At 44.3% G+C, this 6,427-nt stretch carries 6 protein-coding genes; 3 read left to right on the top strand and 3 right to left on the bottom strand.

Features of this window, described 5'->3' with window-relative positions:
• From B2575_RS04105 to B2575_RS04095, 3 genes are all read left to right on the top strand, one after another.
• Positions 1 to 717 (top strand): aspartate carbamoyltransferase catalytic subunit (locus tag B2575_RS04105; RefSeq protein WP_296240299.1); only part of this gene is annotated, 717 nt, incomplete at its 5' end.
• Positions 718 to 777: 60 nt separating this feature from the next.
• Positions 778 to 1,989 (top strand): dihydroorotase, encoded by a 1,212-nt coding sequence (locus B2575_RS04100; RefSeq protein WP_270895520.1) that lies wholly within the window; start codon positions 778 to 780, stop codon positions 1,987 to 1,989.
• Positions 1,982 to 2,530: a DUF2127 domain-containing protein gene (locus B2575_RS04095; protein ID WP_296240296.1), complete on the top strand. Its 549-nt coding sequence runs from the start codon at positions 1,982 to 1,984 to the stop codon at positions 2,528 to 2,530. Before B2575_RS04100 ends, B2575_RS04095 begins: the two co-directional genes overlap by 8 nt.
• A 117-nt stretch (positions 2,531 to 2,647) precedes the next feature.
• On the opposite strand, the gene B2575_RS04090 is transcribed toward B2575_RS04095, so the two are convergent.
• The 3 genes from B2575_RS04090 to B2575_RS04080 form a co-directional block, all read right to left on the bottom strand.
• Complete coding sequence (locus B2575_RS04090; protein ID WP_296240294.1) at positions 2,648 to 3,922, bottom strand: cation:proton antiporter; 1,275 nt, start codon at positions 3,920 to 3,922, stop codon at positions 2,648 to 2,650.
• Between the two features lie 131 nt (positions 3,923 to 4,053).
• A complete protein-coding gene (locus tag B2575_RS04085) occupies positions 4,054 to 5,667 on the bottom strand; it encodes a DUF2254 domain-containing protein (protein ID WP_296240293.1) in 1,614 nt (537 codons plus the stop codon).
• A 185-nt stretch (positions 5,668 to 5,852) separates the two neighbouring features.
• Positions 5,853 to 6,427, bottom strand: a 575-nt coding sequence (locus B2575_RS04080; RefSeq protein WP_296240292.1) for an RICIN domain-containing protein, incomplete at its 5' end; no start/stop codon positions are given.

Here is a 6,427-nt window from a genome sequence, read left to right as displayed (position 1 = left end):
CGCTCTAGTACCAAAAAAGGCGAAAGCTTGCGCGATACGCTGTGGAATCTGCAAGCCATGACGGCAGATATCTTTGTGGTACGGCATTCAGCGTCGGGCGCTGCCCATTTTATGGCAACCGAAGTAACACCAGATATTGCTATTATTAATGGCGGTGATGGCTGGCATGCGCATCCAACACAAGGGATGCTCGACATGCTCACTATTCATCGTGAAGCGCCGCGTCCATTTAAGGAGTTGTCAGTGGCTATCGTTGGCGATATCAAGCATTCGCGAGTGGCGCGCTCAGATATCAGTGCGCTACAGACCTTAGGTGTCAAAGACATCCGCGTCTGTGCGCCGCGTACCTTATTACCGAAAGGCATTGAGCGTTTTGGGGTACAAGTCTATGAAGATATGAATGAATGTGTCACGGACTGTGATGTCATTATGGGATTAAGAATACAAAACGAACGTATCGGCTCGCCGCTGCTAGCATCATCGAGTGAATATTATAAACACTACGGCATTACACCAGAGCGCATGGCGTTGGCTAAGCCGGATGCGTTGGTCATGCATCCAGGGCCGATGAACCGCGGTGTTGAGATTGCATCAAGCGTTGCTGATGGCGACCAGTCAGTGATTTTAAAACAGGTGAATAACGGCATCGCTATTCGTATGGCAGTACTGTCGTTAGCTATGGAAGGTCAGCGCGCTCACCAAGCCGCGAGTAAATAATCCTCTGCCTCGCTGTTTTATATTTATTTATCCCATTTTATTGATACGGTAATAACGCTCATGACAACTATGTTAAATACGGATGCACCGATAATTAACCATCTTCCTCAATCATTTAAAGACTCACTATCAAGTGCTGCGACAGATAAGTTGGCTTCACTCGAAGCTGGTCGTGAAGTGTGGCTACTGCCGCCTTTAGTTGATTTGTGCGCCCGCCTACGTGAACCAGGTCAACAACAACATGGCACTTTGGAATCAGAAGGACGCGCTGCTCGCGCCAATGGTTTTTTGCATGTGGTCATTCCTCCTGATACCAATCCTATCTTAGAGAACGGTTCATTATTAAAAGGCTTACGTGAGCGCGCGCTTGGTGATGGCGGCATATATTTGCATATTTTGGGTGCATTGACTGCTGGTTTAGAAGGCGAGCGTCCATCAAATATCGCTGGGCTTAAAAAAGGCGGTTGTATAGCCGTTTCTAATGCGCGCCGCCCTTTTCGCAATGACTTAGTATTGCTGCGTACACTGGAATACGCCGCGACTTTTAATATGAAAGTATTCTTTTATCCTGATGAGCCAAGTCTATCTGGTGATGGCGTGGCGCATGAAGGTTATATCGCGTCATATCATGGCTTGCAAGGGATTCCTTGGATCGCTGAAACGGTTGCCTTGTCAACGCAGTTGCTGATGGTTGAAGAAACGGGCATCGCCGCTCACTTTAGTCAACTATCCTGTAAATCTTCAATCGAATTGATGCGCTGGGCAAAAGATAAAGGCTTGCCCGTGACTTGTGATGTGGCGATGCATCAGTTGTATTTGACCGATGATAATTTAGAGGGTTTTAACGCCCAAGCCTACGTATTACCGCCCCTGCGTAGTAATACCGATCAGCAAGCCATCCGCCGTGGTCTAAAAGATGGCACCATTGACGCGATATGTAGCCATCATGAACCCTTGAACAGTACCGCCAAAAAAGCCCCATTTGCTGAGAGTACACCAGGCATCTCAAATTTTGATACCTTTATGGCGCTGGCTTGTCAGCTAGTCAATGATGAGGTGTTAACCTTAGAGCAACTTGTCGATAAAATCTGTCTCAATCCAGCGAAAATCGCTGGTATTAGTGAGCAATATGAAAAAATCGGCGGCGCAGTACTGGTGGATCCTAATTTGGAATGGCAAGTGACCGCCCAATCCATGCTGTCCAATGGTAAAAACACGCCATTCTTTAATCAGCAGTTGCAAGGCCGCGTTGTGGAGACTTTCTTTGGCTAATTTGCCTAGGCAGGATGATAGTCTGCAACCATCCTCGAAGGATAACGATCATCACTTGCACAACCAAACCATCAAGTCGTACGGTACTGCCAGTGAATCTATCAAAGCGGTGGCAATCTATGAGGTAGTTAAAGGGGTCGGTGCACTATTAGGGGCAGGGGCTTTATGGTCATGGCATACTGACCTTGAGCATTGGCTGACGACAGCGACTGCTTCTTGGCAACAGACTTTTGGACAGCTACTGGCACCGCAAGTTGACAGTGCAGTACGGATTGCTCAGCAAGCAAGTAAAAACTGGCCATTATTCTTGTTATTAATCTTTGCTTACGCCAGTTTGCGTTTCCTTGAGGCTTATGGCTTATGGCAAGATAAAACATGGGCGTATTGGTTTGGTGTGCTGGGTTATGGGGTGTTTATTCCTATTGAGCTTTACTATCTAATCGTTAGCCCATTTGATTGGTTTAAGCTTGGGATATTAGTATCAAACCTTCTTATCGTAGTCGTGGTTTATCGTAATATGAAGCGAAAGGGTCTGATATAAAAAGGGCTTATATAGCGGCTATCAAAAAAACTGAATGTGTATGAAAAAGCCAGCATAAGATACTCTCTTATGCTGGCTTTCTTTTGCTAAAATGATTGGCTTAAAACTGGTTATAAATTATGGCTTTGCTGTACTCTTATCAGTGCGAATGCTTTTGGCGACTTTGCCAATACTCAAACCTTGCACCAAGATAGAGAATATCACCACTGCATAAGTGAGTGCCAACAAGATATCGCGTTCGGTTCCCAGCGGCAGCTGCAATACTAAAGCAACCGAAATACCCCCACGTAATCCGCCCCATGTCAGCACTTTCCATGCACCAGTCGGTAAATCGAGCTGACGATGAAAGGTTTTGGTCGTCATACCTACAACGATAAAACGCGCAACTAGGGCAATGACAATCGTCAAGCCAGCGGCGATAAATAAATTACCCGAATAAGCAATCATCACTACTTCTAAACCGATGAGTACGAATAAAATAGCATTGAGAATTTCATCGATTAATTCCCAAAATAAATCAATATAATGCCGCGTTTTATCGCTCATCGCCAATGCTCGTCCGCGATTCCCAACCATCAACCCCATCATCACCATGGCGAGTGGTCCTGATAAATGCCAATGGCTGGCGAGTGCATAACCACCTATCACACCAGCAAGCGTTAACAACACTTCTTCTTGATAGCTATCGATACTTTTCAGCATGTAATACAAAATCGCCCCAAGTACTAAGCCAAAAACAATGCCGCCACCAGCTTCAACCGCTAGAGTATGCGCCACATAATTGGCGGTTGGGATATCACCACTGGATAAAATACCTAGCAGCAATACAAAGATGACGACGCCGATACCATCGTTAAATAAAGACTCACCTGCGATGACCGTTTCTATACTTTTTGGCGCGCCAGCCGATGAAAGGATGCCCATCACAGCAATGGGGTCGGTCGGTGATATTAGAGCACCGAATAGCAAACACCAAAGAAACGGCAAACCGAAACCAAGCAGCGGCAGCATAAAATAAAGCGCCGTGGCGATAAGCATCGCAGAGACGATGGTACCGACGCAAGCAAGAATGCCAATAGGCAGTTTATAACGTTTTAAACCGCTGATATTGACGTGCAGCGCCCCTGCAAATAACAGCATAGAGAGCATGCCATCTAATAAGACTTCGGTAAAATCAAGCTGCTCTAATAAGCTTACTTCATAATCAATCAGCTGATCAAATCCCAAAAATCCCAAAAATATGGCGCCAATAGATAATAAAATGGAGATAACCATCACGCCAATCGTGGTCGGTAGACCAATAAAGCGATGGTTAACGTAAGTTAATAGGGCTGTGATTGATAAGAATATCGCGCTGATTTCAAGTATGGTTAGGCTACTGGTAGGGGCCATGAAAAAATTCTCAAGTAATGATGAATGGTCTTAAGCTTAGTGCTTATAAGGATTAGAAAGTTTCTATTTCTATTTTGGTTGTTTTTTATTCTTACCTCAGCGGTATGTACCATATTATAAGTAGGAAAAAACTATCTTGATTGCGTTTGTAATGCTTGGCGAATATGGGCGTCAAACGCGCTAACATAGTCAAAATACTGATGATGAGCATCGTTGCTAAGTATAAATTGTTGGGCTTGTTGGCACATCGCGCTCAAGTCATCTATCAGCTCTTGATAGCTTAGGTTTTCTTCTCCAGCACGCTCAATCAGTTTTATCTCATGCAATAGGGTTTGCTGCTGTGCGTTATTTACGCGAGCATAACTTAGATTGACCATCGCCTGACATAGCGCTTTTAAGACCATCAAATCTGCTGCTGCATACCGACGTATCTCGCCAAGCGAGGTATTGATAAAATCAGATATTTTGGGAGTATGAGTAACTATGGCTAATATCGCCAAGCGTCGCTGTTTAACTTCGGCTTTCGATGAATCATCGTTTTGTGCCGGTGTATAGAAATGATAGGGGCTGGGCGGCTGACGACGCATCATAATACTTAAGCAACTGGTCAGTGATTGCACGCAGTTGACCGCTGTTTTTGGATCATTGATACCAGGCGATAAGGCGCGGACGGCGATTTCAGTCATTTGTCCCAAGCTATAAGCAATATCGTTAGAATGAGCCAGTCGTTGTTCGATACGTATACAGCCTGCAAAGCGTTGCCAAAAAAGCCCGTCAGGGGCACGCGGTACAACAGCTAAAGATGGCGTCGCTGTTTTTCGTCGATTATTTGGATGACCTGCTGGACGTTGGTAAAAGTAGCCGATGACGTTTTTGTCAGTGACATAATCACCAAGATTAATACGCATTTGCACCACGCCGCCATAGTCTTGTGTTAGTGTAATCAGTGATTCAAGATAGAATTGTTGGACATAACCTGAGCTTGGTGGATAAATGGGCATCGCTGACCAGTGATGAAACTGTTCAATGTCATGATGTTCTATATCGCGTTGATGCTGGATATCGCAATGATCGCGATACCAATAGTGAATATTATTAATCGCATCATTACTGGCGTTTTGAATCACATGTGAGGCTTGAATGGCATGTACCATATGCTGTACAAAGTACACCAGCAAAAGTGCGCAGATAATTGCCATAATAATGGCAAAGGTGACAGCAAGCTGTGGCACACCAAAAGCCACGTCATATTTATGGATGGATTTTAACACCAATAAACTATAACTAAAGGTGCCAATGAACGCCCCCAATACAAACTGGTTAGGTGTATCGGTTAAAAAATTGCGCAATAGCCGTGGGCCAAATTGCGAAGAGGCCATCGATAGCACGGCGATTGTAATGGAAAAGGTCGTGCCTGCTACGCCTAATACTGCGCCTGCAATCGCTGTCATGATAGCGCGCGCCGCATCGTCGTCACCGGTAAAAGCAAAGGTAATCTCTCTGACGGTTTCGCGGTCAAAGTGTTGATCGATAGTGACCAATAAAGGCGCAAGCAATATTCCAACGATGACGCAAGCCGTTGGGATAAACCAATAAGAGCCGATAAGCTGCTGCCATAGGTTTCTTAGTCGATCAGGCATATCGGTCAGTGTCTGTAGCGACCATAACTGGGCGAACTGCTTTAGTCTGTGCGTTATTGTCAGCAATGCAGAGTTAAACCAGCCACTTTCAGGGTGTCTATTCAATATTATATGCTCCACAAATGACCTAAAAAGCGACCCATTTTTTATTACTAAGCTACGATTTTGTTTGGCTAATAAAAACTCTTAAAAGTAAATTACCTTACCATATAAGCCACAAAGATTAAAAATTTAGTAAAAAAATAAGCCCCTATCATAGGAGCTTATTTTTAGCATAATGAATTCTTTTGTTAACTGACCAAGTTGTTAACCCAAGTGCTTATCGCAGTGCTTAGTTTTGCTAATACTGAAGGCTCTTCTGTATTATCTGCATTCAATGACTGTGTTTGTATATTATCCATCGTCACTGCTTGTTTTTGCAGACTATCTACGATTAATGGTAGGTTGTTACCAGCGGTTGCTAAGATAAAGCTTGGGTTTTTGGTCAGCGTCGTCCATTTCTGATTCCAGCCACCACTACAATTGTAAGTAATTAAGCTTCCGCGATTATCTACTAAGTTACCAGTACGCAAATCAAAGCATTTGCCACCTTGTTTGATTTGGTCGGCACCGTTCATCTCCCAAACTTGCGCTGGCGAGTCCAAACTACAAGCGCCTAAAACGACCCAAGAACCTTGTTCCGTTAAGCACTGATCTAATGCCATTTTGCTGTGAATTTTGCCTTTGAGATCGTAAATCCACTGTTCAGAGTCATCACCAGCACAGCCACTTGGGCCGCTAATAAAGCTATTTAACTTACCATCTTCTAAGGTTTCAACTTTAAGGCAGTTGTTGCCATTACGGATAGTAGTCACATTATCTAAAG

This window comes from Psychrobacter sp. UBA6739 (genome assembly GCF_002453835.1).
Lineage (GTDB): Bacteria > Pseudomonadota > Gammaproteobacteria > Pseudomonadales > Moraxellaceae > Psychrobacter > Psychrobacter immobilis_A.
Note: the sequence above shows the minus strand (reverse complement) of the source record. Positions and strands in the feature narration are given on the sequence as shown.

What these genes read in the sequence shown, in the direction of transcription:
- B2575_RS04090 (WP_296240294.1), bottom strand. Translation starts at nt 3,922, where the DNA reads ATGGCCCCTACCAGTAGCCTAACCATACTTGAAATCAGCGCGATATTC.
- B2575_RS04100 (WP_270895520.1), top strand. Translation starts at nt 778, where the DNA reads ATGACAACTATGTTAAATACGGATGCACCGATAATTAACCATCTTCCT.